This window comes from Sphingomonas sp. IC081, from assembly GCF_006874585.1.
Classification (GTDB): domain Bacteria; phylum Pseudomonadota; class Alphaproteobacteria; order Sphingomonadales; family Sphingomonadaceae; genus Novosphingobium.
In genome coordinates this window covers 3,868,172-3,893,956 of the sequence record NZ_CP029761.1, presented here as the reverse complement: position 1 = coordinate 3,893,956, position 25,785 = coordinate 3,868,172, and the positions used below count along the sequence as shown (strand labels likewise).

General features: G+C 60.7%; 22 protein-coding genes and 2 pseudogenes. 12 read left to right on the top strand and 12 right to left on the bottom strand.

What is annotated here, in order from left to right:
• Positions 1-114: 114 nt before the first annotated feature.
• On the bottom strand, positions 115-945 hold the full coding sequence (locus DM450_RS18475) for an alpha/beta hydrolase (RefSeq protein ID WP_242526270.1): 831 nt from the start codon (positions 943-945) through the stop codon (positions 115-117).
• Positions 946-1,114: 169 nt separating this feature from the next.
• On the opposite strand from DM450_RS18475, the pseudogene DM450_RS18470 reads away from it, so the two are divergent.
• A pseudogene (locus tag DM450_RS18470) lies at positions 1,115-1,756 on the top strand (magnesium chelatase domain-containing protein); the annotation flags it as partial.
• Positions 1,757-2,061: 305 nt separating this feature from the next.
• Here DM450_RS18470 and DM450_RS18465 read toward each other — a convergent pair.
• The 3 genes from DM450_RS18465 to DM450_RS18455 are packed head-to-tail and all read right to left on the bottom strand — an operon-like array spanning position 2,062 to position 3,899.
• A complete protein-coding gene (locus DM450_RS18465; RefSeq protein WP_142637269.1) occupies positions 2,062-2,421 on the bottom strand; it encodes a hypothetical protein in 360 nt (119 codons plus the stop codon).
• Positions 2,418-3,230: an IS5 family transposase gene (locus DM450_RS18460; RefSeq protein WP_066213739.1), complete on the bottom strand. Its 813-nt coding sequence runs from the start codon at positions 3,228-3,230 to the stop codon at positions 2,418-2,420. Before DM450_RS18460 ends, DM450_RS18465 begins: the two co-directional genes overlap by 4 nt.
• A gap of 45 nt (positions 3,231-3,275) precedes the next feature.
• Positions 3,276-3,899, bottom strand: a complete 624-nt coding sequence (locus tag DM450_RS18455; protein WP_142637267.1) for a DUF2971 domain-containing protein — start codon at positions 3,897-3,899, stop codon at positions 3,276-3,278.
• A gap of 1,209 nt (positions 3,900-5,108) precedes the next feature.
• On the opposite strand from DM450_RS18455, the gene DM450_RS26555 reads away from it, so the two are divergent.
• From DM450_RS26555 to DM450_RS18440, 3 genes are all read left to right on the top strand, one after another.
• The gene (locus DM450_RS26555) at positions 5,109-5,630 is read left to right on the top strand and encodes an HNH endonuclease signature motif containing protein (RefSeq protein WP_142637265.1); all 522 of its coding nucleotides are present in this window, start codon (positions 5,109-5,111) and stop codon (positions 5,628-5,630) included.
• A gap of 123 nt (positions 5,631-5,753) precedes the next feature.
• Positions 5,754-8,117, top strand: coding sequence for a hypothetical protein (locus DM450_RS18445; RefSeq protein WP_142637263.1), 2,364 nt, complete (start codon positions 5,754-5,756; stop codon positions 8,115-8,117).
• Between the two features lie 174 nt (positions 8,118-8,291).
• On the top strand, positions 8,292-9,596 hold the full coding sequence (locus DM450_RS18440; protein ID WP_142637261.1) for a hypothetical protein: 1,305 nt from the start codon (positions 8,292-8,294) through the stop codon (positions 9,594-9,596).
• A 174-nt stretch (positions 9,597-9,770) separates the two neighbouring features.
• Here the strand turns inward: DM450_RS18440 and DM450_RS18435 are convergent, their stop codons facing one another.
• Entirely contained in the window at positions 9,771-9,950 is a 180-nt protein-coding gene (locus tag DM450_RS18435) for a hypothetical protein (protein ID WP_142637259.1), read from the bottom strand.
• 260 nt (positions 9,951-10,210) lie between these two features.
• On the opposite strand from DM450_RS18435, the gene istA reads away from it, so the two are divergent.
• From istA to DM450_RS18415, 4 genes are all read left to right on the top strand, one after another.
• Positions 10,211-11,725, top strand: a complete 1,515-nt coding sequence (gene istA / locus DM450_RS18430) for an IS21 family transposase (protein ID WP_142632652.1) — start codon at positions 10,211-10,213, stop codon at positions 11,723-11,725.
• Positions 11,712-12,440, top strand: a complete 729-nt coding sequence (gene istB / locus DM450_RS18425) for an IS21-like element ISSsp4 family helper ATPase IstB (RefSeq protein WP_013831348.1) — start codon at positions 11,712-11,714, stop codon at positions 12,438-12,440. The genes istA and istB overlap by 14 nt, the downstream gene beginning before the upstream one ends.
• Positions 12,441-12,651: 211 nt before the next feature.
• Positions 12,652-13,059 carry an HNH endonuclease signature motif containing protein gene (locus DM450_RS18420; RefSeq protein ID WP_142637257.1) on the top strand — a complete coding sequence of 136 codons (408 nt, stop codon included), beginning with the start codon at positions 12,652-12,654 and terminating at the stop codon, positions 13,057-13,059.
• 100 nt (positions 13,060-13,159) lie between these two features.
• Positions 13,160-13,405 carry a hypothetical protein gene (locus tag DM450_RS18415; protein WP_142637255.1) on the top strand — a complete coding sequence of 82 codons (246 nt, stop codon included), beginning with the start codon at positions 13,160-13,162 and terminating at the stop codon, positions 13,403-13,405.
• Positions 13,406-13,456: 51 nt separating this feature from the next.
• Here DM450_RS18415 and DM450_RS18410 read toward each other — a convergent pair whose 3' ends face one another.
• Positions 13,457-15,223: a recombinase family protein gene (locus DM450_RS18410; protein WP_142637253.1), complete on the bottom strand. Its 1,767-nt coding sequence runs from the start codon at positions 15,221-15,223 to the stop codon at positions 13,457-13,459.
• Positions 15,224-15,551: 328 nt separating this feature from the next.
• Between DM450_RS18410 and DM450_RS18405 the strand changes: the two genes are divergently transcribed.
• Both DM450_RS18405 and DM450_RS18400 read left to right on the top strand, forming a co-directional pair.
• Complete coding sequence (locus DM450_RS18405; RefSeq protein ID WP_142637251.1) at positions 15,552-17,012, top strand: hypothetical protein; 1,461 nt, start codon at positions 15,552-15,554, stop codon at positions 17,010-17,012.
• Between the two features lie 23 nt (positions 17,013-17,035).
• Positions 17,036-17,419, top strand: a pseudogene (locus DM450_RS18400) (ATP-binding protein); the annotation flags it as partial.
• Positions 17,420-17,775: 356 nt separating this feature from the next.
• On the opposite strand, the gene DM450_RS18395 reads toward DM450_RS18400, so the two are convergent.
• The 4 genes from DM450_RS18395 to tnpA form a co-directional block, all read right to left on the bottom strand.
• Positions 17,776-18,387, bottom strand: a complete 612-nt coding sequence (locus DM450_RS18395; protein WP_142635965.1) for a UPF0149 family protein — start codon at positions 18,385-18,387, stop codon at positions 17,776-17,778.
• Positions 18,384-19,892, bottom strand: a complete 1,509-nt coding sequence (gene tnpC / locus DM450_RS18390; protein ID WP_185928620.1) for an IS66 family transposase — start codon at positions 19,890-19,892, stop codon at positions 18,384-18,386. Before tnpC ends, DM450_RS18395 begins: the two co-directional genes overlap by 4 nt.
• Before the next feature lie 92 nt (positions 19,893-19,984).
• Positions 19,985-20,338 (bottom strand): IS66 family insertion sequence element accessory protein TnpB, encoded by a 354-nt coding sequence (gene tnpB / locus DM450_RS18385; protein WP_142635969.1) that lies wholly within the window; start codon positions 20,336-20,338, stop codon positions 19,985-19,987.
• Positions 20,335-20,778: an IS66-like element accessory protein TnpA gene (gene tnpA, locus DM450_RS18380; protein WP_142635971.1), complete on the bottom strand. Its 444-nt coding sequence runs from the start codon at positions 20,776-20,778 to the stop codon at positions 20,335-20,337. Before tnpA ends, tnpB begins: the two co-directional genes overlap by 4 nt.
• Before the next feature lie 280 nt (positions 20,779-21,058).
• On the opposite strand from tnpA, the gene DM450_RS18375 reads away from it, so the two are divergent.
• Positions 21,059-21,943, top strand: coding sequence for an EamA family transporter (locus tag DM450_RS18375; RefSeq protein ID WP_142637249.1), 885 nt, complete (start codon positions 21,059-21,061; stop codon positions 21,941-21,943).
• Here the strand turns inward: DM450_RS18375 and DM450_RS18370 are convergent.
• Both DM450_RS18370 and DM450_RS18365 read right to left on the bottom strand, forming a co-directional pair.
• Positions 21,940-22,701 (bottom strand): triacylglycerol lipase, encoded by a 762-nt coding sequence (locus tag DM450_RS18370; protein ID WP_185928654.1) that lies wholly within the window; start codon positions 22,699-22,701, stop codon positions 21,940-21,942. The genes DM450_RS18375 and DM450_RS18370 overlap by 4 nt on opposite strands.
• A 45-nt stretch (positions 22,702-22,746) precedes the next feature.
• Positions 22,747-23,301: a DUF3617 domain-containing protein gene (locus DM450_RS18365; RefSeq protein WP_142637248.1), complete on the bottom strand. Its 555-nt coding sequence runs from the start codon at positions 23,299-23,301 to the stop codon at positions 22,747-22,749.
• A 120-nt stretch (positions 23,302-23,421) separates the two neighbouring features.
• Here DM450_RS18365 and uvrB point away from each other — a divergent pair, with 120 nt between their 5' ends.
• Positions 23,422-25,611 carry an excinuclease ABC subunit UvrB gene (gene uvrB, locus DM450_RS18360; RefSeq protein ID WP_142637245.1) on the top strand — a complete coding sequence of 730 codons (2,190 nt, stop codon included), beginning with the start codon at positions 23,422-23,424 and terminating at the stop codon, positions 25,609-25,611.
• Positions 25,612-25,785: the final 174 nt, after the last annotated feature.

Here is a 25,785-nt window from a genome sequence, read left to right as displayed (position 1 = left end):
GGCCGTCCAACCGGGACGACCGCAAAACAGAGCGCGCCGATACTGGAGCGCGCAAACAGAGTCAAGGCAAAGCCGGTGCCGCCTCGCCCCAGGGGGCAGTATTACCGGGCCCGCTCACTGTAGCGAGCCGATCCAGGCGGCGGCAAGATCGATCCGGGCCTTTGCACGCGCGGGCACGACCTCGCGGTCGAGCGCCACCCAGCGCCCCATTTCCGCCGCACCGAACCACAGCGCCGATTCGAAGGACACCGAATTGGTCATCGCATAGAAGGCACGGGCCTCCTGCGCGCTCATGCCCATCTGCCGGTAATAGTCGAGATAGCGCCGGTTCGCCGGGGCATCGGCGGCATAGTCGCCGGCCTCGCGGCCCGAATCGTCGAGCCAGGAATGGACCGCGAACTCGGCGCCCGAATCGGCATAACGCCGCGCCCCCGCCAGAAACAGCTCGACCGCGCCGGAACGCACCGAACCGCCGTTCGGGACCCGGGTGGCGATGCCGCGCGCGCGGATCATCCGCCCCAGCCGCAAATTCGCCAGATCGTCCTCGGTGCCCGGACACTCGATCATCTCGAGTTCGGCGATCGCCGGCCAGTCGTTCAGCAGGGCCGCGAACTGGGCGGGGCTGCGCGAATCGGTAACGTCGACCAGCGCGACATGCCGGGCATCGACCACACGGAACGGGCCGTAGGCGGCGATGCCCCGGGGGATCGCCGCCGGCGCCGAAGGCTGCCAGGCAATGGCGCCGCCGCTGCCGACCAGACGCTCGCCGCCGGTGAAGGCAGGCGCCTCGTCCGCCACGAAGGCCGCCGGTTGCTGGACGTAACCGGGCTCCTCGAACAGCACGATCTCATAGGCGATCGCCGCGGTGCGTGCCGGTACATGCGCCTGGGCCGGCGAAGCGGCCAGAGGGAGCACGGCGAGCATGGAAAGCAGGATGGGTCGCATGCGGCCAGAGTGCGACCGGGAAACTTACCCAAACCGTGAGACATTCGGTTAAAAGGCTGTAAGGTTTGGCCTAGACGTTCTTTTCCATATCGACAGTGCCGGACGCCGATGTCATCCCAGCCCCAAGCCAAGTAATTCTACGTATTACTCCAGGAGCCAAGGGTCCTTCGTGGTCGCACTCGTTTCGACCGTTGCCTACCTCGGTCTCGAGGCACGCCCGGTCGAAGTCCAATGCCAGGTAGCACCGGGAATGCCCGGGTTCACTCTGGTCGGCCTGCCCGACAAGGCGGTTGGCGAAAGCCGCCAGCGGGTCAGCGCCGCGCTTACGGCGATGGGGCTGGCGCTGCCGCCCAAACGCATCACCATCAACCTCTCGCCGGCCGACCTGCCCAAGGAAGGCTCGCATTACGACCTGCCGATCGCGCTGGCGCTGCTGGCGGCGATGGGCGTGATCGATGCCGAGCAACTGGGCGATTTTGTCGCCGTGGGCGAACTCGCGCTCGACGGGCGGGTGATCCCCTCCCCCGGCGTGCTGCTGGCCGCACTCCACGCCAGCGCGCTCGACAAGGGGCTGATCTGCCCCGCCGCGCAGGGCACCGAAGCGCGCTGGGCCGAAGGCGTGCCGGTGGTCGCCGCCCCCAACCTGATCAGCCTGCTCAACCACCTCAAGGGGCTGCAGGTCCTGCCCAGCCCCGAACCGGGCAAGGCCGATCCGCCCGAGCGCGGGCCGGATCTCAAGCAGGTGAAGGGCCAGGAAGTCGCCCGCCGCGCGCTGGAGATCGCCGCCGCCGGATCGCACAACCTCCTCCTGTTAGAGACTACAAGACCCTATTTCCTGAGGCGATGGTTCACGCGGCACACCCTGCCTACCCCGCCGACAGATACAAGTCAGTGATGAATTGGCGGATTTCGAGAGGGAGCTAATTGAAATCTGCTGGCAGCGTTATCCGCAGGGTCCGCGTAGAGGACTATGATCGTAAATATCGCCTACCGGCGTGAGACGATGTGGTTAGACTCTGACACCTAATTCCCGCCCCTTGCGGCACCTGGAGTTTTCTGACGTTCGCGAAACGCCTCATCTTGGCCAGTGACGAAGGTACATTAATATTAGATAGTCTACTTGTAAGGGACACGCGGGCCTCGCGGGAAACTCGCCATGTACTCATCAAGAAGTCCATAGCTATCCAACATTCTTAATGGGTTATTATTGGCAGCATTGGTTCGCTGCACATCATCGATTGCGCACCACGCGCAACGCTTTCCCTTCGACTTTAGTGGCTCGCGACATTCCTCACACGCCCCCTCCGGCGCGGCGATCTCTTCATTGCTAAATACGCTGGCCGCTCCGCTACCATCGATTAGGTAGGGCATCGGGAAACTGCGACCAATTTTCTCATGGTAAAACTCAGCCTCCTGTTTAGCCGCAGCTTCGCCGAGAGTGGTTTTCGTCTTGTCAGAGTCGGTTTCGAAACTCACGCTGACCGAGCCAAACGGCGTAGCATGAGCATGGCGGCGGCGGCGTAGAGGAAGGCTGCGGCGGATTTGAGGGTGGCTTCCACGTCCTTGGCCAGACGGCGGTTTCGATTGACCCAAGCGAAGAACCGCTCGACCACCCAGCGCCGAGGGAGGACGACGAAGCCGGACTGCCCGGCGATCTTGCTGACTATCTCGACGGTGATGCGGGTCGCCTCGGTGACACGGTGATGGTTATAGCCGCCATCGGCCCAGACCTTCTCGATGAACGGGAAGAGGCCGCGCGAGATTTGCAGCAACGCGCCGCCGCCATCACGATCCTGGACATCGGCGGTGTGCGGCTCGACAAGCAGCGGCCTGCCGTCAGTATCGACCAGAGCATGGCGCTTGCGACCTTTGATCTTCTTGCCAGCATCGTAGCCGCGCGGTCCGCCGCTCTCGGTGGTCTTGACGCTCTGACTGTCGATGATGGCTGCGCTTGGCGAGGCGTCCCTTCCGGCTCGCTCGCGATCGAGCGCGACCAGCGCATGGTTGATCCGCTCGAACAGGCATTCGTCACGAAACCGGGCAAACCAGCGGTAGACCGTCTGCCACGGCGGGAAGTCCTTGGGCAGCAACCGCCATGCAATCCCGCCGCGCAGAACGTAGAAGATGGCGTTCACGATTTCGCGCATTGGCCATTGCCGTCGCCGCCCCGTCGTGCGCGCCTCGGGAACAAATGCCGCGATCAGCGCCCACTCAGCATCGCTCAAATCCGTCTGGTAACGCTTCGAAACACGCGTATGCTGCACGCGGGTGGCTGGGGTCCACATCAAGATCTCCGGGTTGTCTGCAAAACCCCCGGAATCACACGAACCTCAGCCGCTCAACTCCTTTCGAAACGGCCTCTCAGTGGACTTTGCACCAGCGACGACGACCGCGACGCACTGCTTGGGTACGTAGATTATCTTGTGACCATGAACGTCTTCAACGTAGTCCTCGAAGTTGACCGCTCGGACCTCTTGTTCGTAGCTCCATTCTTTATACTTCGAGAAATAGCTATGATATCTCACCGCATCCCGCAAACGCATGGCATCTCTTGGCTTTCTACGGTGGGCGGCCATCTCCGTGAACCCAACTAAACTTTCGCTCGGACGCTGTAGATAAGAGATTTCTCTCACCAACAATTCGGGGAACGCTTCTTGGAACTGAGCAACGTCAAATCCGATAACAAATCCTCGGTGATCGTTCGCGTAGTGTGCCCACATAGGGGCCACCACCGGCGACTTCGAGAAGCAGCTAGTAAGCTGTGAAGGTATTTCCTGCACGACCTCACTATAGGTCGCCAAAAGTTCAGATCCCTGATCGAAATCCACGCCTAGAAATAGTTCATATGGGTCGTTATATTCCTGCGGTAGTGAGCACTTTATGCCTACGTGACCATCGCGCAAAAATACATCATCGAGACGCTCTTCTAAAAAATATTTGAAAATAAGCTTCATGGGTTCCCCGAAAATATGATTTTTAGGTTTTCGCCATCTAAGTGCAGTGAATTTTAGTACTAAGAAGCACGTGATTGAATGCAAGGGCAACTGAATAGCGAATTTTCGATGGATATCTGGCTGAGCGCCTTGCCGGTGACAACAGGCGCAATGTCTCCATGTAGCGCGGGCCACAACAACCCCCACTTCCCTTCCGACTGGCCTCAATTTGCCCGCCCGCCCCAGCCCATATGATTACAAATGGCAGACATATGACAAACAGTCCCTATTCGATCTTAAAAGCCCTCTCTCCAAACCTGCGAAGGCCCTTTGCCTTTTAGGGCCAAAATCAGGCCAAAATCCGCAGAAATCCGCCGATTTTTAAGCAAAATGGAAACTGGATTTTATCTGCCTCGGACTGCCTGCTGATATACCCGGTAGACAACAAGACCCGCCTGTCTTGAAGCCCACTCGCAAACCCGCAGAAATCCGCCATTTGGACTAAAAGTCCGATATATCTAGAAGGCGGTGCTTTTGTTGCTGGCTGAACTAAACCCCACATATACCCTGAGAGCAACAAGAGCCGGGGCATTTCCAGCGCACTCGGCACTGCCGAAAACCCCAGAAAACCGCCGTTTGGAATATACCCCTTTTATATCCTGAGGGCGGCACTCTTGTTGCCGACCGGGGTAAAAGCCGGATACATCCAGCAAACCGCGTCAGGCTCGCCCACAGGAGCCTTCACGCCACACTCCAAGAAGCACCAATGACCACACCATCATTCGCGCGGCCCAAGCGGTCGCGGAAACCTCCACGCACGCCCCGTCCAGAGAGGCCGGAAACAGTCGCCAGCTTCATCGAAAAGGCCCTCGCGGCCCCGATGGCCCCACCGCCTCCCCCAGCCGCCAAGCCCCGCTCTCCGAATCGGAAGGCCGGGATATGGGACAAGCTAAAGACCCCTGAGGAACGCTCGGCCTACGCCAAGGAACTCGCCTCCCGACGCGACCCTAAGAACATGGCTCGCAAAGGACGATTCCACGGCACCCCTGTAGGCTGGGACCATCGCTCCGCAGCCGTTGCCAAGACCGCAGCAAGACTAGAAGCCGACGCCCTTGTTTCCACCCTCCAAGCCCGAGGGGTCATTGCTCCCGACGACACGGAAGGCGCGGAGGCCACCATAGAGGCCCTGACAATCGTTAGGTCCCCCGGAGGCATGAGCAAGCGCAAGAAATGGGCGAAGCGACTGCTGACCCATTACCATCCAGAGCTTGCCGGGAACGCGGGCCTTTGAGCGCAGCTAGGAAAAGTGGTCGTCAGAAGCGCCCATTGAAGTTTGCCCGCATCCCTCACCCCACGATGCGCCAGTCCTGCATCGAGATCGTCAGCCATTCACGGAATCGAAAAGGGTATCTCCAACTACGCCCCCGCACAGGACCGCGAAGGAGCCATGTAGGCGCACACCGGCTTGCATACCTCTCGAAGTACGGTCCAGATTCGATACCGCCCGGTTATGAAGTAGACCATATCTGCGGAAACAGGGGGTGCGTGAACCGCAAACACTTGCGGGTCTTATCCTGCTCGGAACACAAGCGCGTCACCAACGCTACCCGCTACTCTCAGCGAGAAGAGGCCGCGCACTGCCATTGGCTTGCGACCGATTGCACGGGCACTGCGCTGGCCGCCGTGTTCGGCGTTAGCGCCACGACGACACGGCGATGGATACGCGAATGGAAATCCGATCCTGACGCCTAACCCCGTCACCTCCCACCCAACACAATCTAACCCCCGCCTCTCGCCCGCACCGCATCTCCATGTGTGCACACATTCTCAGGCGCAGCCAAAGAGAGGCCATATTCCTAGGAAAACCAAAAACTAATGCCCATTCTCGAAATCGACGGCCTTGGCCGCGTCGAAGTCGATGACACCTTCCTGAAAATGTCCCCCCAGGAACAGGAAGCCACGATCAATGAGATTGTCCAATCAACGCAAGCAAGCCCACAGGGGCACATAACGCCCACGCCCCAAGCAGCCAACCGGCAACCCCTTGCACAACCCCAGCCTAAGGACCCCGAAATCTACGCCCCTGACGGTTTCGGAGGTAACGCTTACAACCCCGAAACAGGCGGCTTCAATGACGATTGGGTCAAACAGCAGGAAGCTGATTATCAAGCGAGCCTGAAGCATCCCCAGCCTACGCCATTACCACAGTCGCCCACCGCAGCGCCTCCCACCCCTGAGCAGACCTCTCGTCTTGGTGCCTTCGGCCTTGGCGCTCTGGACGGTCTCTCCTTCGGATTGGACGACGAAATCGGCGGTGGCCTTGCGGCTGTTATTCCCGGCATCGGCAAAAGCTCGATATGGGACGGCAAGAGCCTGTCAGACGCGGCCAATGAGAACATTGACGCCTATCGTGGCGTGAAGAAAGCCGCAGAGGATGAGCATTTCGGCTATTTCCTTGGCGGTGGCCTTGCTGGGGGTCTGCTTCCCATCACCGGAGGACTTGGGGGCGCAAAGGCCCTTGGCACCCTCGGGAAGCTGGGGGCCGCTGCAAAGACGGGGGCCGCATACGGTGCCGCCTATGGCTTTGGCTCTGACGAAGGTGGCATCACTGATCGGCTGGACGGCGCTGCCACGGGCGCTGCGCTGGGCGCGATTGGCGGCACTGCACTGCACGGTGCCACTAAGGCAACCGGGGCGATCCTAAGCCCTGCGGCCCGCCGACTGTTCCCGAAACTCGCTGATGCCCAATTCGCAAAAGCTCAGGCTGGGAACCCTCACGCGCTGACGGACGCGAAAGTCTCCGACGATTTGGATAAGATCGTCAGGACGCTCAGCGTAGGCAATGCGAAGCAGAAGCTCTCGAAGGCGCAGGAATCGACCCTCCTTAGCCGCATCGATGATCTTGAAACCTCCTATCTGCCGGTGGATGAATTGAAGTCGCTGGACCTCCCGCCCTCAACTAAGGCCCGCCTTCAGACAGCTATGGCAAAGCGCCATCTTCTGTCCGATAGCGAGGTCCAATCCCTGCGGGACGGAACGCCAGCCGGAGACGCTGTGGCGGAAGCAGTCGAGAAATCCCGCCGCCTGAGGGCCTACGTCCCTGAGGGCCGGAACGCCTCCGGTAGTCGCATCGCTGCCGACATTGGTGGCACCATCGGCTCTACGGCTGGGTGGAAGGTAGGAGGCCCCATCGGGGGTGCCATCGGTGGAAACCTTGGGCGTGCCATGTCTCGGAGCCGTTCCCGTCAGGTAGCGGAAGCGTTGTCTCTCGCCGGAAAGGCCTCTCGATTTGCCAATCTGCCGGAAGTCATTGCTGCAAGGGAAAGTGCAAATGGGTCAGATTCCTTGTCTCGCCTATCTGCTGACGCCCTTGACGCCCCATACCTCGCCAAGAAGGCAGCACAGGCGGAAGCGGATCGTCTCAACGCCGAAGGCCGTAAGGTCGGGATTGCCAACGCTCGGGATAACGTGAAGCCGTCCGGAGGCTATCGCGGTTCGATCTATGACAGGACCGGCCTCCTGCCTGCCGAGCAGGACGCAGGGGCACTCAAGGCTCTGAATGACGGTGCAATTACGTCCGATCAGTTCAAGGCGCACTTGGATGACCCATCGAAGCTCATGGCGGGCAATGCAGGCAACGCCCTAATCGACCGTCTCGGCAGCATGGCAGATAATGGAGTCTTGAAGCGGGACCCGAAGTGGACGCCACCATCGCAGGCTGCAAGTCGAGAAGCAGCCCCAGCCTCCTATGGCGAAGGTCTGGCTAAGCTCTCTGCCCGAGAGGCCGAACTGATAGCCGAACTGGACAGGCTCGACCCTGTTACCATGTCTGGCGGTGAGGGTCAGAATGCTTGGAACGCCCGCGTCAGCGAAGTGTACCCCGAGCAGGCAGCGACCGACCCTGACTTGATTAAGGCTGGGGAAGTGCGCCAGCAGCTTGCGGAACTACGGGCACGGCAGGCCAGTGCGGAAACCATCCGCAATCCGCTGGCCTACGCCGCGACCGCTCGGGGCAATCAGCAACGTGTTTCGGAGACTCTCCGCACCGTGATGGATCACCCCGCGCTCCCATCGGACGCGAAGGAGGCGCTTGCAACAGCGGTGGCATCCATCGGCAATACGTCCAGCCGTGCGAAGGCACAGGGTATCGCGACCGACGCCTTGGACCGCCTTGGGGCGGATCACAGGGACTATGGCCGCAGCGTCCTTACGCCCTTGATTGAGCAGATAAAACGATAAGCCCTAGGAGCGCCTAGGAGGCCCTACAGGGCGCAAAGGAACATGGTGCTGGCCTTTCATACCACCTAGTCTTTGCGCCCTAGACGGCCTCCTAGGGCTGTAATTCCATCAACATAACCGTGACTTGACCACATGCCCCTATCCTTGCCTCTCTCACTTCCCCAGCAGCACGCAATGGCGACCTTCGCCACCCTCCTAGACCGGCCCCAATCCGATTTAGCGAAGGGCCTATGCAACGCCTTGCTGGAATGCCTCCTGAGGGACCGTCAGAAGCCTAAGCCGCGACAGAAACAGAAGGAGGCGTTCGGCGGGCTGATTGCTGACCTCCTTCATCGCGACCCTGCTGACAATGGCGGCTGGCTCTATCGTGCCATTCGTCCGGAGGGGTTCACCGGAGAGGCTATCGGCTATCGGGTCGTTCGCCCCATCTTCGAGGCCATGACCGCAGACAGGTTCATTGAAGTGGAGTTGGGCAAGCAGCGCATGGCAAAGGGGGAACTGACCGGGGGCAACTGGCAAATCGCCGGTCAGCAAGCCACCCGTTTTCGGGCGACCGATGCCCTACGCCAGTGGTTTGAAGATCGCGGCATCGCCCTTGCCGATTGGCATGAGCATTTCGGCCCTGACGCTGACGCACTGGCGAAGGCACAGAGCAAGCCGCAAGCCTACCTGATCCTACGGGGCGGAAAGCCTCCTAGGTCTACCGGGATCGGCAAGCGCCCTTCGCTTCCTATAGACCCGAAAGACCCTATGACCGCTGCCATGATTGCCCGGATGGAGAAGCTCAACGGCTTTCTATCCAATCAGGCCATCGAGCCGTTCGGCCCTACCGTCCACCTGAAGCGCATATTCGCGGAGGGTCAGCTTCCCGACCATGGATGGAGGCATGGCGGGAGACTCTACGCCCTCAGTAGGGGGAACTATCAGAACGCCAAGCGAGAGGCCCGCAAGGCCATTACGCTCAACGGCTTGTCTACAGTCGAGCTAGACCTTCGCTCCAGCCATCTGACCATTCTCGCTGGCCTAGGACATGTGCCGAAGGAGTGCCTGGAGGGCGACCCATACACGATTGATGGGATACCTAGGGCAATCGTGAAGCAATGGGTCACAATGACTATCAGCCACGGAAAGCGCCACCGATCATGGCCGAAGGAGGCGGCTGCGGACCTAACAGCCAAGTACGGCATCGACCCAATCAAGGAGTATCCGATAAAGGAGACGGGAGACAGAATCCTTGAGAAGCTACCCCTTCCGCTAGGCGGTGGAACCAACGCTTCCGTTGGCTGGGGAGAGCTTCAATTCCTAGAAAGTGAGATCATTCTGAGCGTTATGGAAACACTGGCCTATGAGCATGATATTCCTGCCCTGCCTGTCCACGACAGCCTGATTGTCCCTACGGCCTCCGCTGGCTTGGTGAAGAGGATCATAGGAGAGATATTCAAGGATAGGCTGGGGGTTTCCCCTGTGATCGAAGGCTGAAGGGCTGGGGTCTGCCTGAGGGAGTGACCTGAGGTGATGACTATGGAGAATATCTCTTTGTATCATCCTCTGTATCACCGAAGGCTGACTTCAGCCCTACGCTATACGAGGGGGAGGCGGGGGGTTAACCGGTTACGTTTTTTGCGTTCCCTTCCCCCGCGCCACGCCCATGGGTCAGCCCGCCATTGCCATCACGGCTGGCTCTGTGTTTTTCGCTGTGGTGCCGTAACGCGGACGCAGCGCCTCCACGGCCTGCAAGAGTTGCCCCCATTCCAACGCGATCTTCTCGACCTCTCCCGCGTCATTGGTGGCGCACAGGACAAGGCATTCGTCCCCCATGTCGTGAAGCTCCACGGAAGTTTCGCCGCAAAGCTCAACGCACCCGTCATTCATAAAAGTCCCCCCGTAAATCACGTGCAGAATTGCACCGGAGGACACCCACTAATCGAGCGAGAATCACGACTCAAGAATAAATTATCATTATTTTCAACTATTTAGTGTGGAGCGGCGTGCAAAATTGACCCCCTTAGCGGGGTGATCGGCGTCTAAAATTGACCCCCTTCATCTCATTGTGAGAAGCGCCGCCGTTTCGGTTCCGGACGGCGGGTACAGGGATGTTGGTTGTGGAGACGATTACGAGGATCCGTCGGGAGCACCGGGACGGTAAGCCGATCAAGGCGATAGCGCGGGATTTGCGGCTGTCGCGCAACACGGTGCGCAAGGCGATCCGGGCGCCGAACGCGGATGCCAGTTACGAGCGCAAGGAACAGCATCGGCCGCAGACCGGCCCTTTCAGCACTCGCCTGGAAGAACTGCTTGAAGAGAACGAAGGGCTGCCCCGGCGTGACCGGCTTCGCATGACGCGGATCCATGATCTGCTTCAGCGCGAAGGGTTTGGCGGCTCTTATGACGCTGTGCGGCGCTATGCTGCACGCTGGAAGCGTGAGCGTCGCGTTGACGCCGGCGATATGACCAAGGCGTTCATCCCGTTGATGTACCGGCCCGGCGAGGCTTACCAGTTCGACTGGAGCCATGAGGACGTCGAGATCGCCGGCAAGCCAATGCGCGTGAAGGTCGCGCATATGCGGTTTTGCTGGTCACGGGCACCATTTGTCCGTGCCTATCCTCGCGAGACGCAAGAGATGGTGTTCGACGCACATGCCCGCGCCTTTGCCTTCTTCGGTGGGATTCCGACGCGCGGCATCTACGACAATATGAAGACGGCGGTGACGACGGTGTTCACCGGCAAGGAACGCCTGTTCAACCGGCGGTTTCTGATCATGACGGACCACTATCGCGTTGAGCCGGTGGCCTGTAGTCCTGCCGCAGGGTGGGAGAAGGGTCAGGTCGAGAACCAGGTTCAGACCAGTAGGGAGCGCCTGTTCAAGCCGCGCCTGCGCTTTGCCAGCCTCGAGGAACTGAACATCTGGCTGGAAGCCGAGTGCCGGCGCTGGGCGGAACGCAACCAGCATCCTGACCAGGAAGGCATGACGATCGCGCAGGCGCTGGAGGTGGAGCGGCCGATGCTGCAACCGCTACCGGTTCCCTTCGACGGGTTCTTCGAGAGCGAACACGTAGCCAGTTCGACGTGCCTCGTGAGCTTCGATCGCAATCGGTACTCGGTGATGGCAAAGGCGGCCCATCAGGCTGTGCAGGTGCGGGCCTATGCAACGCGCATCGTGATCCGCTGCGACGGCGCTGTCGTGGCCGAACACGAACGGGTCTTCGGCCGGAACCAGACAATCTTCGATCCATGGCACTACCTGCCCATCCTCGCCCGCAAGCCCGGTGCGTTGCGCAATGGTGCTCCCTTCCAGGACTGGGCTCTCCCACCTGCACTGGCCCAATTGCGGCGTAAGTTGGGCAAGGGCGACGATGCCGACCGGCGCTTTGTACGCGTCCTCGCCGCTGTCCCCGAAGATGGCCTGGAGGCTGTCGAGGCCGCAGTGCGCGAGGCACTCAGCGCCGGTACTATCAGCGACGAGATCATCCTCAACATCCTGTCCCGTCGCCGCGAGCCTCATGATGCCCAGGCTATGGACGTCGTCGTCAACCTGAAGCTCAAGCATCCGCCAGAGGCGAACTGCGGCCGCTACGATACCGTGCGAGACCTCGATGCAGCGGCATGAGATCATGGCCGCCCTCAAGGGGCTGGGGCTCAAGGGCATGGTGGCGGCCTTCGATGATGCCGTCACCAACGGCATCCGCCGAGACAGAACGGTCATGGAGATGTTGGGCGACCTGTTGCGTGCGGAGACGGCGCACCGGGATGCGGCATCGATCCGTTATCGCATGACCGCAGCCAAGCTTCCGGCGATCAAGGACCTGGATGGGTTCATGTTCGATGGCACGCCGATCAACGAAGGACTGATCCGCTCGCTTCATACGGGCTCGTTCCTGCCGGAACGGCGCAATATCGTGCTGATCGGCGGAACAGGCACGGGCAAGACTCATCTGGCTCTCGCCATCACCGCCGCAGTGGTGCGCGCCGGTGCCAGAGGCCGATACTTCAATACGGTCGATCTGGTGAACCGGCTTGAGGAAGAGGCTCGCCTGGGCAAGGCCGGCAGCCTTGCCACCCAACTCTCGCGGCTTGATCTCGTGGTGCTTGACGAGCTCGGCTACCTGCCGTTCGCCCGGTCCGGTGGCCAGATGCTCTTCCACCTGATCAGCAAGCTCTACGAAAAGACCTCGGTCATTATCACGACCAATCTCGCCTTCGGCGAATGGCCGAGCGTCTTCCACGACCCCAAGATGACCACCGCTCTTCTCGATCGCATCACGCACCACTGCGACATCATCGAGACGGGCAATGACAGCTGGCGGTTCAAAAACCGGAACTGAGCCGAAAACCCCTTCCCCCGGACCCCCATCCCCGGCGGTTAACCCGGTGGGTCAACAGGGACCTCCCACGGACGCCGCCGCCAGCACACCTGACGGTGCGCGTCGTCGTCCGTGGGCCCCTCCTATCGACTACCGGGATAACCGCCAGACTACCGAAAGGTGGGGTCAATATTGGGCGCCGATAGGGGGTCAGTTTTGCGCGCCGGTTGACATGATGAATCAAGGATACTGCTGGATTCGCGTCGGCAAACAGTGCCTACTCGGTCATCGGATAGCATGGGCACTGCACTTTGGTGAATGGCCTGATGGTGAAATTGATCACCGCGATGGCGACAAAACGAATAACGCGATTTCAAATTTGCGGATCGCAACACGCGGTCAAAACATCATCTCAAGGAAGCTGCGTGGCGTGTCGAAATTCAAAGGCGTAAGCCGCTCCGGCAAAAAATGGCGCACCTACATCCGCGTCAATGGACGCGCTGTCTACCTTGGCACCTTCGAGCGCGAAGAAGAAGCCGCCGAGGCGTATCTCCGCGCAGCGCTGGAAGTTCACGGCGATTTCGCCTTCGTCCCGCGTGGCAGGGTTCGCTCCACCGTCATCATCTCGATGGCCGCATGATAAATAGTGGTGTGGGCGGTAAGCAATTGGTTCTCCTCGCCGCCCACACTCCTGTCTCCTCGGGCCGCTATCACTCCCATGGTAGCGGCCCTTCTCATCCATGACCCTTCTCGAACACTTCTACGCCGATCTCGCCACCCTCTCCACCAAGGAAGGCCGCAGGCGACGGGTCCACTGGCACCGCGCCGCCGTCCGATATTTGAATATGCTCGCGCTGACCGCCGATCCGATCCCACCTCACCACCGGGAAGGCGACATCACGACCGTTCCCTTTGATGCGTTCTTCCTGCGGTTTTCACGAAGTGAGCTTGAGCAGCTTTACCGAGTGACGAAGTGGCGCGGATAACACCGCCAGAACGCATAATTTCCAAGTGCGCCTTATCAACCAACCAAGCTCCTACCTGATGTCGGTCGTCTCTTTTCGACGCTGATAGTCTTTCGCAGCCTGTCGCTGATCGAGATCGAGATTGTTTCTCACTTCAGTGTCGCCGGTCATCAAATCGACCACCGTCACCGGTTCAAAGTGTGGCCCGCCGAGATCGATGTCGTCGATGATCTCGCCGCCATGATTGATGGCAAACATGCGCGTATTAGCCACCAACCGCACAGTCACATTGCCCGTGCGGGGATGGAAACGGATCGACTGCAACACAGCCTGTAGCGCTGCCTTAACTCTCGACCGAGCTTGGAAGCGTTCATCCTCGTCATCGCTCCATAGGAGCATTCTGACTTCGCTTACACGCTTGATGTGCTCACTTGGGCTCACAGCACCCCGAGCACTGGAAAGGCTCTCAACGGCCTTCTCGTGCGCTTCCTGCGCGTGTTCCAATTCCTGCTGTAACTTGAGCAAGCGTCCCTTTGCCTGCGCACCGCCACCGCCCTCGATGACATCGAGCACATTTTCGATTTTCCGCTCAATCTCAGCAATCGACGCTTTCGTCGAATGCACCGCCAGTTCCAGCGCAACGGTGTCCTGATCGTCGCTCGCGAAATGCTGATCATCCATGGCGAGGGTGAGGATGCGGTCGAGGATCGGCCCTTCGACGCGATCATAGGTCCATCCACGCTGGTTCTCGCAGGTCTTCCCCACCTTGGCGTTGCGGCAGTAAAGGAAGTAGTGGCGGTGCTTCTCACCTTTTTTGTTCGTGAAGTAAGCCGCAGAGCCAAGCGCTGACATTTGCCCGCCGCACTCGGCGCAAATGGCTTTCGTGCCGAGCAAATTGGATAGACCGCGCCCTCGACCTTGGTGCTTCAATGCGTCCGCAATCCGTTTTTCGTTCGCGCGCATGAAGAGCGCGGGGTCGATGATGCGTGGGTAATAATCAGCAATCGGTTCGAGGGCCGTCACCTCACCGTTGCGTGGACGACGGTATGGTTGCCATTCGCCCATCACCGCCCGGTTGCGCAGAACACGACCGATGTAGGTCGCCGTCCACATCGAGGGTGCCTTGCGCTCCCCGGCATCCAATTCCCAAGGGGCGTAGCGTGAATCCGTGAGGGCCATTTCATTGAGGCGCTTGGCGGTGAGGCCCTTGCCGATCCCATTCACCCGGTTCTCGAAAATCAGTTTGACGATTTTTTCTTTGTGCTCCGGTACATAGAACTGGCCCGCATCATCGATCTCAACCCACTTCGGTCGGCGATGATTGCGCTGGATTTTGGCCTCGCCATTCCGCGCTGCTTCGCGCTTCTGTTCCCAAGCTGCCGCGACCCGCTTCGCCTTCTTGCGGGATTCGGTGTGCGAACCGAAAGCCGTGATCAAGATCATCATCAGCCCGCCCATGTCGTGGTCGAGCATCTCACGGGTGATCATCTGGCCCGTGTTCACCACCGCGATGGTGAGGCCCTTGCGAACCAGCGGAGAGAGCCACGACAACATGATGTCGGCGGGCTGACGGGAGAGGCGATCCAATTCTTCGACAACCAAGACCAGATTGCTTGCCTCTCGCCGCCCAGACATGATGCTGTCGCGAAACTTGCCGAGTTGGCCCGTCTCGATGTTTGCGCCAGTGTAGGCGGACTTGCCCCGGTCGATCATCGGCTCGGCAACATTCTGCCACCCCCATGCTTCGATGAATGCGGTGGTGTTTTCGATCTGGCGGACGAGCGTCGAGCCTTTGGTTTGCTCCATGGAGGACCAGCGGGCGTAAGCGATAGCGAGCATAGCAACCTTCTACTTGAAAACAGTGCCCTTGCCAACGCAGCAGCAGCCTGCGTCAAAATTCGCCCTACCTTTCTGATACTTGTAGAGATTCCACCGACTGCAATATTGTTGAATCGCATCGACCTGCATGAAAAATCAGTAAGGCTAATGATTTAACGATGAGGGGCCACAAAGGCATTGAAGGCAGTTGGCTACCCAGCCGAACTCCCCCGAGGAAGACACATTGTTTCGAAAAAAGATGTTTGACTTTTTTGACATGTATGATTCGGTTGCAGAGATCAGCAACGATGCATTAGCGTTTATCGTTGTGAAATGGGCGGAGTGGTAAATGCTGTTATCGAAAGCGCTGGGCCTAAATCAGTCGCAGCCCCTACTTGATTTTGTTGACATCGATCTTGAGTTAGATTTTCCTCTATACATCGATCCAGCCAGCTTTCTTAAGCCACGCGACGAATTCGCGCAAAAATGTCAGGATGACATTAGAAGCTTTTTCGACACCGTTCTGAAGGCTATCAAAAAGGGAAATGATACAAAGGGGACGCAATTGCTCGAAGGGCTCCGAGAGCCCAACGAAACGCATCTCGGTGTATCATCCGGTGAGCCGAACGGTCGAGGCCTCGGTCCGGGACAAGCAAAACAGGTCTTCGATAGCCTTAAGGCGTCACCCGCAGCAAAATCCGGCCTTCTTCAGGATTTAACGGACGCAGCCCTATTTATTGACGGCATCGGCGCTGACAAAATTTCAGATATGACAACGAATATAATCCGCCGTCACTTGATTGAATATACGAAAGATCAGTTTGAAATTTTGGGGCGAGAAATACCCCATAAAGTCCCCGCTGGCCTCATTTGGGATTCGGTGGGCAGGGATTGGATCAAAGACGAATATGACAATATTCCAGTCATAAATGACCATAAGATTCTTCTCGTCCCAAAACGGTATGTTCGCTGGAAGGGGGGGCTCCAGCAAGCTGCGTCAAAATATTATAATCATTTTGTCACAAATTTCATTCAAGACGAGCAACTTAGAACGAATGGCTCACTTGTAGAGGTTGTTAAAACAAAAAATACAACAAGGAGGGTCGTTCGTAAGTCTAAGATACGAGAGAAATTTCCACTTAAAAAGTCGTTCTTGGCAAGTTTCTCTAACGATCACCCTGCCGAATATAAAAAATTCCGAACCGTCTTAGATCGTCACGCGCCAGTGGGGATTAGAACGCTTGTCGAAGCCAATGGTGAGGTATTCCACCAGACGGCATTTGATGAAGGTCTTAAAAAGACGCTGGCCGCAATTCCAACGGGCAAGCGGCACGCCACGGCCTATCACCATTTTATCACCGGTGTGCTCACTTACCTGTTTTACCCAGATTTGATCAGTCCGTCGCTGGAGCGCGAGATCAACGACGGGAGGAAACGAATTGATCTGACATTTTTGAACTCGGCAGAAGAAGGCTTTTTCAAAGACCGCAAAGATGACCCTTTTACCACATCACGGGAAGTCATCATTGAAGCAAAGAACTATAGCGATGACATTGCCAACCCAGAAATAGATCAGTTGGCGGGCCGCTTCGATCCGAGACGGGGACGATTTGGCATCATTGTCTGCCGCGCCGTCGACGATGAGAAGGTGCTTACCAAGCGATGCAAGGATGTCTTTCAAGCGCAGAACGGCATCCTGATCACACTTACTGATAAAAACATTATTGACCTGTTGAACACACAACCCCTTGCAAGAGGCTCTGCTTTACAAGCTCTATTCCGTAAGAAGCTGCGTGAAATTTCCGGGTAACGCCCATCTTGAAAAGAGTTACACTTCGCGACCGCATCGACCTCCACGTCGAGGTCGACCCGGTGCGCGCGGTGGACCTCGCCCTGCCGCCGCCCAAGGAAGGCAGCGCCGAAGTGGCGCAGCGCGTCGCCCGCGCCCGCGCCGTGCAGACCGCGCGGCTTTCCGGCACCGGCAGGCGCACCAATGCCGAACTCGACGGTGACCTGCTCAAAACCCACGCCACGCCCGATGAACCCGGGCGCAAGCTGTTGATGCAGGCGGCGGAGGCGATGCACCTCTCGGCCCGCGGCTATACGCGCATCCTGCGCGTGGCGCGCACGATCGCCGACCTTGCCGGAAGCGCCGAAGTCGGCCGCGTGCATGTGGCGGAAGCACTCAGCTATCGGCGGCAGCCGCCGAGGGGGTGAAGAAAGGGAAAAGCAGGGGAGCAAAGCCCCCCTGCACCCCCGATACCGTCTAGGTCAGGCAGGCCAACTCCGTTGCGCACCCACGGCTGCGTCGGGAGACATATTGGCTGCGCCGCAGGGAGCGCTAGGCGGCGTGGACAAATTCCTCGAGGTCACGATAGCCCCCATGTGCCCCCCGGCGAGGCGCGCGGACGCGGGAAGAGTGGTTCTCTTTCAAGGCCGTGCAACGCTGCCGGGGGGCACATGGGGGCTACCCCGAAGGGGCCGGACCAAAACCCGCCACTTCGGCGTCGGTTCGGCTTGAACTATCGACATAGTCCGTTAGCGGTGCGAGAACCCCACGTTGACGCTGCTGGTTATCGGATTTCGATGTTTCGGGCGCCGCCGATGCTGACGTGAAGCATCTCGACCAGCTCTGGAACGATTTTCCAGGATTGAGCCAGGATCTCGCCGGCCTGGCCGCGTAGTGCGTTCTGGCGTTGATCCTCGGGCATCATTGTCGTGCAATGACCGAGGATGGCGGTCAGTGGGTGGCCGATTTCCGGATTGGATATGTGCGGCTTCCAGTCGTCGATGCTGAGCCGCATGCCGAGGTAGAAGCCATTGGCGAAGTCCTCCAGGAGAACTTCGCCAGCGTCCGTGCGCATGTAAATGGGGGCATAGCGCTTCGGTCCGCCGGACAGGGTCGCGCCAATCTGGCTATACCGCTGGAAGATCGTGTTGCGGACAGCCTCCTCGATACTGCCATCCGGCGCCCAGGCGATGCCGTCTCCGACTATGGGGCGCAGCCAGTCTTCGGGAGGAATGAACTGGGGCGATACGACAAGCGCGGCGAGATAGCCGTCGATCATCGATACGCCCGGCATCGGATGCTCGCGAGTGGCCAGCCATTCCTCAAGCTTTTCATGCGTGAGGATGCGCGCTCTTCTGGGCTTCTTTGGGCGCTTGAAGCGACTGGTGCTACTCATGCGGCCAGTCGCATAGCGGTCGGTTCAGCGGGGCGCCAGTTCCATGCCAGGAGCTGCTCGAGATCATTGCTGAGGACTTCACCCGAGACCATCCGGGCCAGCACATCGTTCAGCCAGGTGTAGGGATCGAGCCCGTTCAGTTTTGCTGTCTGAAGCAGGGAAGCGAGCACCGCCCACGTATGGGCCCCGCCTTCGTTGCCGGCGAACAGACTATTGCGGCGTCCGATTCCAATCGGGCGCATTTGCCGCTCGATCATGTTGTTATCGACCTCGACGCGGCCATCTTCGAGGAACAGGTTGAGGCCGCGCCAGTGGCCCTGAGCATAGCGGATGTGCCCAGCCAGATCCGAGACCTGCGAGACGCGCGGCAAGGTATCGTCGAGCAGCGCCTTGAGTTCCTCCATGATCGGCCTGGACTTCTCCTGCCGCGTGAGCAGCCGGTGCTCGGCACTGGTGCCACGGATTTCCGCCTCGATCCGATAAATGCGACTGAGCAGAGTGATGATCTGCGCGGTGATCGGCGATCGGGTGCTTTTATGAAGGTCCACGAAGCGTCGCCGCAGATGCGCGAGGCAGAACGCGAGCCGGATATCTCCGGACAACTCGTCCGGGTTCTCGAAGGCCTTATAGGCACGATAGCCATCGACCTGGAGCACGCCCTGATAGCGTCCAAGCTGCTCGGATATCGTGCGATGGCTTCGGGAACGGGCATGGACATAGCACACCGCCGGCGGTGCCGGACCATTCCAGGGGCGATCATCGGTTCCATGGGCCCAGAACTGGTCGATGCGGACTTTGCCGTTGCCACCTCCAACCACAGGCATCCGGGTTTCATCGACGTGGATGCGGGGATGACTATGGATTGCCCGCAGTTGCAGATCGTAGAGGCCTTCGAGCCACCAGGCTGCGCACTTCAGCCAGCGTGTCAGCGTCGATCGATCAATCTGCAGGCCATGCCCTGCCAGCATCTGGGCCTGGCGATAAACCGGAAGATACCATGCGAAGCGCTGTGTCACGATCCAGGCGATCAGCGAGGTTGTCGCCATTCCGCCTTCGATCATCCTGCGCGGCGCCGGTGCCTGGACGATGCCGCCCTCACAGGTCCGGCAAGCGTACTTGGGGCGGACGGTCGCAATCACACGCAGGATGGCCGGCACGATGTCGAGCGCCTCGCTCACGTCCTCGCCGATTTTATGCATGCCGCCCTGACAGCAGGCACACTGCGTGCTTTCAGGTTCGATGACGTGAATGATCCGGGGCAGATGCTTGGGTAGAGCGCCGATGTTGCGCCTGGCACGAGGCTTTACCCCCATGGGCATCGGATCATCGTTGGCTGCTGGCGCCACGTGAACGGCACTCAGGTCCCCCAGATCGAGGCACCCTTGCTCGTCCAGAACGACGCGCGCTTTTTCGGAGCGCGAACCGAACAACATCGCCTTATAGGTCTGCAACAGCCTGGAGGCCGCCGCGAGTTCGGCCTCCAGTTCCGCCACCCGGCGGGTCATCGCATCGAGTGCGTCAGCCTGATTTTCCGGGGGTCGGGTCACCCGATTTTGTTAGCACACAATCGCGCAAAAACCCATAAAAACCGGCACTTTCACCCTGCCATGTCGGGCTTTTTTATCGGGTTTTCCTCAAGGCGGCGCCAGTCCATTCCGCCCAGCAGCAGCGTCATCTGCGCCGAGGTCAGCTTGATCACCCCGCCTGTCACGGGCGGCCAGAAGAACTTCCCAGCCTCCAGCCACTTTGTCACCATGATGGTTCCGGAGCCGTCAAAATGCAGGAGCTTCAAACGGTCCATCCGCTTCGACCGGAACACGAAGACATCACTGGAATAGGGATCTCGGCCCAACTCGTTGGCCACCAGCGAGGCGAGCCTGTTGATACCGGCCCTGAAGTCGATCGGGCCCGACACCAGCACGACTTTCAGATCGCTGCGCCCGCCGATCATCGCTGACGCAGCGCCTCGCAAACAACCCTCAGGACGCCGGCGTCCACCGCGCCGCGCACCACGACGTGGGCGCCGTCGAACCCAATCTCGAGACTGCCTTCCGGAGCCCGCGTGCCATCGTCGACTTCCAGCGGCACAAACGAGATCGGCTCCATCGCCGCCCGGTCGCGCACCGTTCGCCGCCAGTAATGGAGCAAGCCCGGGCTCATGCCATGGCGCCGCGCCACCGCGCTGATGTTGGCGCCCGGCTCAAAGCTTTCCGCAGTGATCCGCGCCTTCTCGTGTGCATCCCACCGTCGGTTGCGCTTCTGCGGGCCCAGGATTGTCGCTTCGGCTACATCCGACTTCGCACTATGCGGCACACCGTTCCAATGCGTATTCGCACACCGTGCCGCACTGTTTAAATCGCCGTTCAAACCACTGGCGTCATCATCGAGCATCTTGCCATCTCCGCTGCCAATTCAAAGGCAGGGTCATTGGCTCAGCAATCAGCGCCGTCTACGTGGGGCGCTCGCATCGCTAACCATAGTCCTGCGCCTCGCCTCCTTGAATTGACGGGTTTTGCCTCCGGTCGTGACCTCGAGGAATTTGTCCACGCCGCCTAGACAGATAGGCTGGGCGAAACGGGGACATTATGCGGGTCTGGGGGATCTCCTGCGTGTATCGAAGGGCCCCAGGACTTCTCTATCTTTCTGCCTCTCCAACTGGCATCGCCCCGACATGACCTCGCAGACCGACCGCACGGCCCTTCTTGCCGGCCTTTCCATCGTTGTCGCGCAAAGCTCGATCAACCTCGGCGCGGCCTTCGCCAAGAGCCTGTTCCCGCTGGTCGACCCCGAAGGCGTCGCCGCGCTGCGCACGACGATCTCCGCGCTGATCCTGCTGGCCATCGCCCGTCCGTGGCGCGTGAAATTCACAAGCCGGCAGCTCAAGTGGCTGCTGCTCTACGGGCTGGTGCTCGGCTGCATGAACCTGATGATCTACTGGGCGATCAGGCGCATCCCCATCGGCATCGCCGTCGCCATCGAGATCTGCGGCCCGCTGAGCCTGGTGCTGGCCAGTTCGCGCTCGGTGAAGGATTTCCTGTGGCTGGCGCTGGCGGTGGGCGGCATGGCCCTGCTGATCCCGTGGCAGGGCAATGCCCATGCGCTCGATCCGCTGGGCATCGTGTTCGCACTGGCGGCGGCCGCCTGCTGGGCACTTTATATCCTCTGCGGCCGGCGCGCTTCGCAAGTGGGCGGTTCGGTCGCGGTATCGGTGGGCATGGTGGTCGCCTGCTGCGTCACCGTGCCGTTCGGCCTCGCTTCTGCCCCCGCAAGCCTGCCGCTGCATGCCCTGGCATTGGGCGCCATTGTCGCGGTGCTGTCGAGCGCATTGCCCTACGTTCTGGAGATGCGGGCGATGGGCCAGCTTTCCAGCCGCATCGTCGGCCTGCTCAGCAGCATGGCCCCGGCGCTGGGCGCCATCGTCGGTTTCCTCGTCCTCGGCGAGCGGCTGAGCATGCTGCAATGGCTGGCGGTCGCGATGATGATCGGCGCCAGCGCGGGCTGCTCGCTGGCCTCGCGCCCGCCGGTTGCCCGTCCGAGCGACGATGTGATGGCTTAATCCTCGGCGTCGAGTTGCCGCAAGACCTCGGCCACCACGCGCGGATCGCTGGCGAAACCAAGGTGCGCGCAGCGGATCGCCACCGCCCGGTCCCGCTCACCGGGCCAGCCGCAGGCCGAGCGCGGATGGATCACCCCGTCGCGCGGGCTCCATAGCGCGATCGTCGGGACCGGCGGCTTGGCGGTGAAATCGCAGTCGATCGGCGGCGCGCTGACCGAGTGCCCCGTCACCATCTGATAGGCCCGCCAGGCATTGTTGGCGCGCGGATCGCCCGAAAACGGCGTGCCCATGGTGATGACCTTGGACACGCAATCGGGCTCGCGCCGCGCGATCTCCCGCGCGAAAAGGCCGCCAAGGCTCCAGCCGACCAGCGCGATGGGCCGCTTGTGCTGGCGCGCCAGCGTGCCGACCCGCCGCATCAGGAAGGCGAAGTTCTGCGGGTTCGGCCCGAGATTGAGCCCGAGCCCCCATTCGTGGACCTCATGCCCCGCCTCGGCGAGGGCATCGGCCATCGGCCGCATCCGGTTGGGATGCGCTCCAAAGCCGGGCAGCAGCATGACCGGCTGCGGATGCTGCGCCTTGTCCACGACAATGGGCTTCTTCTTGCCCCGCCCCAACGAAGCCAGTTCGGCGAGGAACAGGCGCAGCGAGGGCTTGCGCACGCCTTCGGGATGCGGCTCGCGCGCCAGCGCTGCACGGCGCGCGATGGCGCTGCGCATCATGTCGATCTGTCGCGGAGCCGGTTCTTCCACCTTCATCCTCAGCCTTGCGGGCCTCCTTGCACCTTGCGGGCCCCTTGCACTTTAAGGACAGTCCCCGAGACGCGCAGTCGTCATGTGCATCGCCATCTTCATCTCGCCCATCGGCGCGGGGCCGCCGGACATGTTCATGTCCACCGTCACATCCGAGCCCTGGTCGCTCACGGTGCCCGCCAACTGGATCCGGGCGGTTCCCTGATCGGCGGACTTGCACTCCATCTGGGCATCCAGCTTGCCGCCATCAACCTCGAAGCGCGAATAGCTGCATTCGCGGCCCTTGCCGATCCCGTCGAACATGTCGCGGTACCCCTTGTCGGCCTCCGCCTGGGTCAGGCAGAACTGGTTGACCTGTCCTTTCGCCATCATCGTCTTCATCTGCGCCGCCGCTTCGCTGGGCATGCCGGGCACGTCCATCTTCGTGATCTCGACTTTCTGCGTGTACTGGCCGGGCCGGGGGCGCTGCAGCTGCGCCGCCTCCTCCTTCACCTCGTCCATCGTCTTGGGCTCGCCGCTCTTCTGCTCCTTCGAGCCGCACGCCGCCAGCGCGAGTGCCAGCCCCACGATCGAAACTGCTGCCGAAACTGCTGCCATACGCTTCATGGAGTCGAACCCTTTCGCACCTGATCCGGGAGGCGAGGACCTATCATCGCCGCGCCTTTCCCGCGAGCCCCTTCCGGCAAGACATTGCGGGCTGCTACGATATACCCCATATGTTCTTCCATGGCAGAGCTGATCATCCGCCGGGGCCTTGAGGAACCGGATACCTCGGGCACGTTTGTCCCCCACAAGCCCGCGCGTCCGGACAAGTCGATGCCGGGCCGGCCCTTCAAGGTCGTGTCCGAGTACGAGCCCAACGGTGACCAGCCGACCGCCATCGCCGACCTCGTCACCACGGCGGGCGAGGGCGAGAAGACGCAGGTGCTGCTGGGCGTCACCGGCTCGGGCAAGACCTTCACGATGGCCAAGGTCATCGAGGAACTGCAGCGCCCGGCGCTGATCCTGGCGCCGAACAAGATCCTCGCCGCCCAGCTCTATGCCGAAATGAAGGACTTCTTCCCGGAGAACGCGGTCGAATACTTCGTCTCCTACTACGACTATTACCAGCCCGAGGCCTACGTCGCCCGGTCGGACACCTACATCGAGAAGGAAAGCTCGGTGAACGAGGCGATCGACCGCATGCGCCACTCGGCCACGCGCGCCCTGCTGGAGCGGGACGACGTGATCATCGTCGCCTCGGTCTCGTGCCTCTACGGCATCGGCTCGGTCGAGACTTACTCGGCGATGATCTTCGACCTCAAGACCGGCGACACGCAGGACCAGCGCGAGATCATCCGCAAGCTCGTCGCCCTCCAGTACAAGCGCAACGATGCCGCCTTCACCCGCGGCACCTTTCGCGTGCGCGGGGACAACCTGGAACTGTTTCCCAGCCACCTTGAGGACACCGCCTGGCGCATCTCGTTCTTCGGCGACGAGATCGAGGAGATCGCCGAATTCGATCCGCTCACCGGCAAGAAGGGCTCGGTGCTCGAAAAGGTGCGGGTCTACGCGAATTCGCACTACGTCACGCCCGGGCCGACGATGAAGCAGGCCAGCGAGGCGATCCGCTTCGAACTGACCGAGCGGCTCAAGGAACTCGAAGCCGAAGGCCGCCTGCTCGAAGCCCAACGGCTCGAGCAGCGCACCAATTTCGACCTCGAGATGATCGCCGCCACCGGCAGTTGCGCGGGGATCGAGAACTATTCGCGCTTCCTCACCGGCCGCCTGCCGGGCGAACCGCCGCCGACCCTGTTCGAGTACCTGCCGGACAATGCCCTGCTGTTCGTGGACGAAAGCCACCAGACGGTGCCGCAGATCGGCGCGATGTCGAAAGGCGACCACCGCCGCAAGATCACGCTCGCCGAATACGGCTTCCGCCTGCCGAGTTGCATCGACAACCGCCCGCTGCGCTTCAACGAGTGGGACGCGATGCGCCCGCAGACCATCGCCGTCTCGGCCACGCCGGGATCGTGGGAGATGGAGGAGTCCGGCGGCGTCTTTGCCGAGCAGGTGATCCGCCCGACCGGCCTGATCGATCCGCCGGTCGAGATCCGCCCGGTCGAGGACCAGGTGCAGGACTGCATCATGGAGTGCAAGACGGCGGCCGAGCGCGGCTATCGCACCCTCGTCACCACCCTCACCAAGCGCATGGCCGAGGACCTCACCGAGTTCATGCACGAGGCCGGGGTGCGCGTGCGCTACATGCACAGCGACGTCGAGACTCTGGAACGCATCGAGCTGATCCGCGACTTGCGCATGGGGGTCTACGACGTGCTGGTGGGCATCAACCTCTTGCGCGAGGGGCTCGACATTCCCGAGTGCGGGCTCGTCTGCATCCTCGATGCCGACAAGGAAGGTTTCCTGCGCAGCGAGACCTCGCTGATCCAGACCATCGGCCGCGCCGCGCGCAACGTCGACGGCCGCGTGATCCTCTATGCCGACCGCATGACCGGATCGATGGAGCGCGCCATCGCCGAAACCGATCGCCGCCGCGCCAAGCAGGAAGAATACAACGCCGAGCACGGCATCACCCCGCAGACGATCAAGCGCCGCATCGCCGACATCGTCGCCGATACCGCCAGCCGCGACGGCGTGCTGATCGACATCGAGACCGACGACGGCGCCAACAACCTCGTCGGCCACAACTTGCGTGCCTATATCGAGGAGCTGGAAAAGAAGATGCGCGCCGCCGCCGCCGACCTCGAATTCGAGGAAGCCGGGCGCATCCGCGACGAGATCCGCAAGCTGGAGGCCAGCGAACTGGGCATCCCGGACGAGCACAGGAAGGCGCCGATCGTCGGCCGCAGCAACGAGGGCAAACCCGGCACCCGCAAGACCCGCTACGGCAAGATGCAGAAGAAATGGGGCAAGTAACCCCCGCCTGAACGTCCCGAAGAAGCCCGCGGGCCTTTGCCGGATTCCGGCCACTGCTCCTCGAAAAAAGAGCCCGCGGGCCTGTTGCCGGGTCCCGGCCCTCCTCCTCGAAAAAAAGAGCCCGGGGCCTGTTGCCGGGTCCCGGCCCTCCTCCTCGAAAAAAGAGCCCGGGAC

Coding starts and splice junctions, on each gene's coding strand:
- DM450_RS18475 (WP_242526270.1), bottom strand. CDS start 945: ATGCGACCCATCCTGCTTTCCATGCTCGCCGTGCTCCCTCTGGCCGCT.
- DM450_RS18460 (WP_066213739.1), bottom strand. CDS start 3,230: ATGTGGACCCCAGCCACCCGCGTGCAGCATACGCGTGTTTCGAAGCGT.
- DM450_RS18455 (WP_142637267.1), bottom strand. CDS start 3,899: ATGAAGCTTATTTTCAAATATTTTTTAGAAGAGCGTCTCGATGATGTA.
- DM450_RS26555 (WP_142637265.1), top strand. CDS start 5,109: ATGGGCGAAGCGACTGCTGACCCATTACCATCCAGAGCTTGCCGGGAA.
- DM450_RS18445 (WP_142637263.1), top strand. CDS start 5,754: ATGCCCATTCTCGAAATCGACGGCCTTGGCCGCGTCGAAGTCGATGAC.
- DM450_RS18440 (WP_142637261.1), top strand. CDS start 8,292: ATGGCGACCTTCGCCACCCTCCTAGACCGGCCCCAATCCGATTTAGCG.
- istA (WP_142632652.1), top strand. CDS start 10,211: ATGTTGGTTGTGGAGACGATTACGAGGATCCGTCGGGAGCACCGGGAC.
- istB (WP_013831348.1), top strand. CDS start 11,712: ATGCAGCGGCATGAGATCATGGCCGCCCTCAAGGGGCTGGGGCTCAAG.
- DM450_RS18420 (WP_142637257.1), top strand. CDS start 12,652: ATGATGAATCAAGGATACTGCTGGATTCGCGTCGGCAAACAGTGCCTA.
- DM450_RS18415 (WP_142637255.1), top strand. CDS start 13,160: ATGACCCTTCTCGAACACTTCTACGCCGATCTCGCCACCCTCTCCACC.
- DM450_RS18410 (WP_142637253.1), bottom strand. CDS start 15,223: ATGCTCGCTATCGCTTACGCCCGCTGGTCCTCCATGGAGCAAACCAAA.
- DM450_RS18405 (WP_142637251.1), top strand. CDS start 15,552: ATGCTGTTATCGAAAGCGCTGGGCCTAAATCAGTCGCAGCCCCTACTT.
- DM450_RS18395 (WP_142635965.1), bottom strand. CDS start 18,387: ATGAGTAGCACCAGTCGCTTCAAGCGCCCAAAGAAGCCCAGAAGAGCG.
- tnpC (WP_185928620.1), bottom strand. CDS start 19,892: ATGACCCGCCGGGTGGCGGAACTGGAGGCCGAACTCGCGGCGGCCTCC.
- tnpB (WP_142635969.1), bottom strand. CDS start 20,338: ATGATCGGCGGGCGCAGCGATCTGAAAGTCGTGCTGGTGTCGGGCCCG.
- tnpA (WP_142635971.1), bottom strand. CDS start 20,778: ATGCTCGATGATGACGCCAGTGGTTTGAACGGCGATTTAAACAGTGCG.
- DM450_RS18375 (WP_142637249.1), top strand. CDS start 21,059: ATGACCTCGCAGACCGACCGCACGGCCCTTCTTGCCGGCCTTTCCATC.
- DM450_RS18370 (WP_185928654.1), bottom strand. CDS start 22,701: ATGAAGGTGGAAGAACCGGCTCCGCGACAGATCGACATGATGCGCAGC.
- DM450_RS18365 (WP_142637248.1), bottom strand. CDS start 23,301: ATGAAGCGTATGGCAGCAGTTTCGGCAGCAGTTTCGATCGTGGGGCTG.
- uvrB (WP_142637245.1), top strand. CDS start 23,422: ATGGCAGAGCTGATCATCCGCCGGGGCCTTGAGGAACCGGATACCTCG.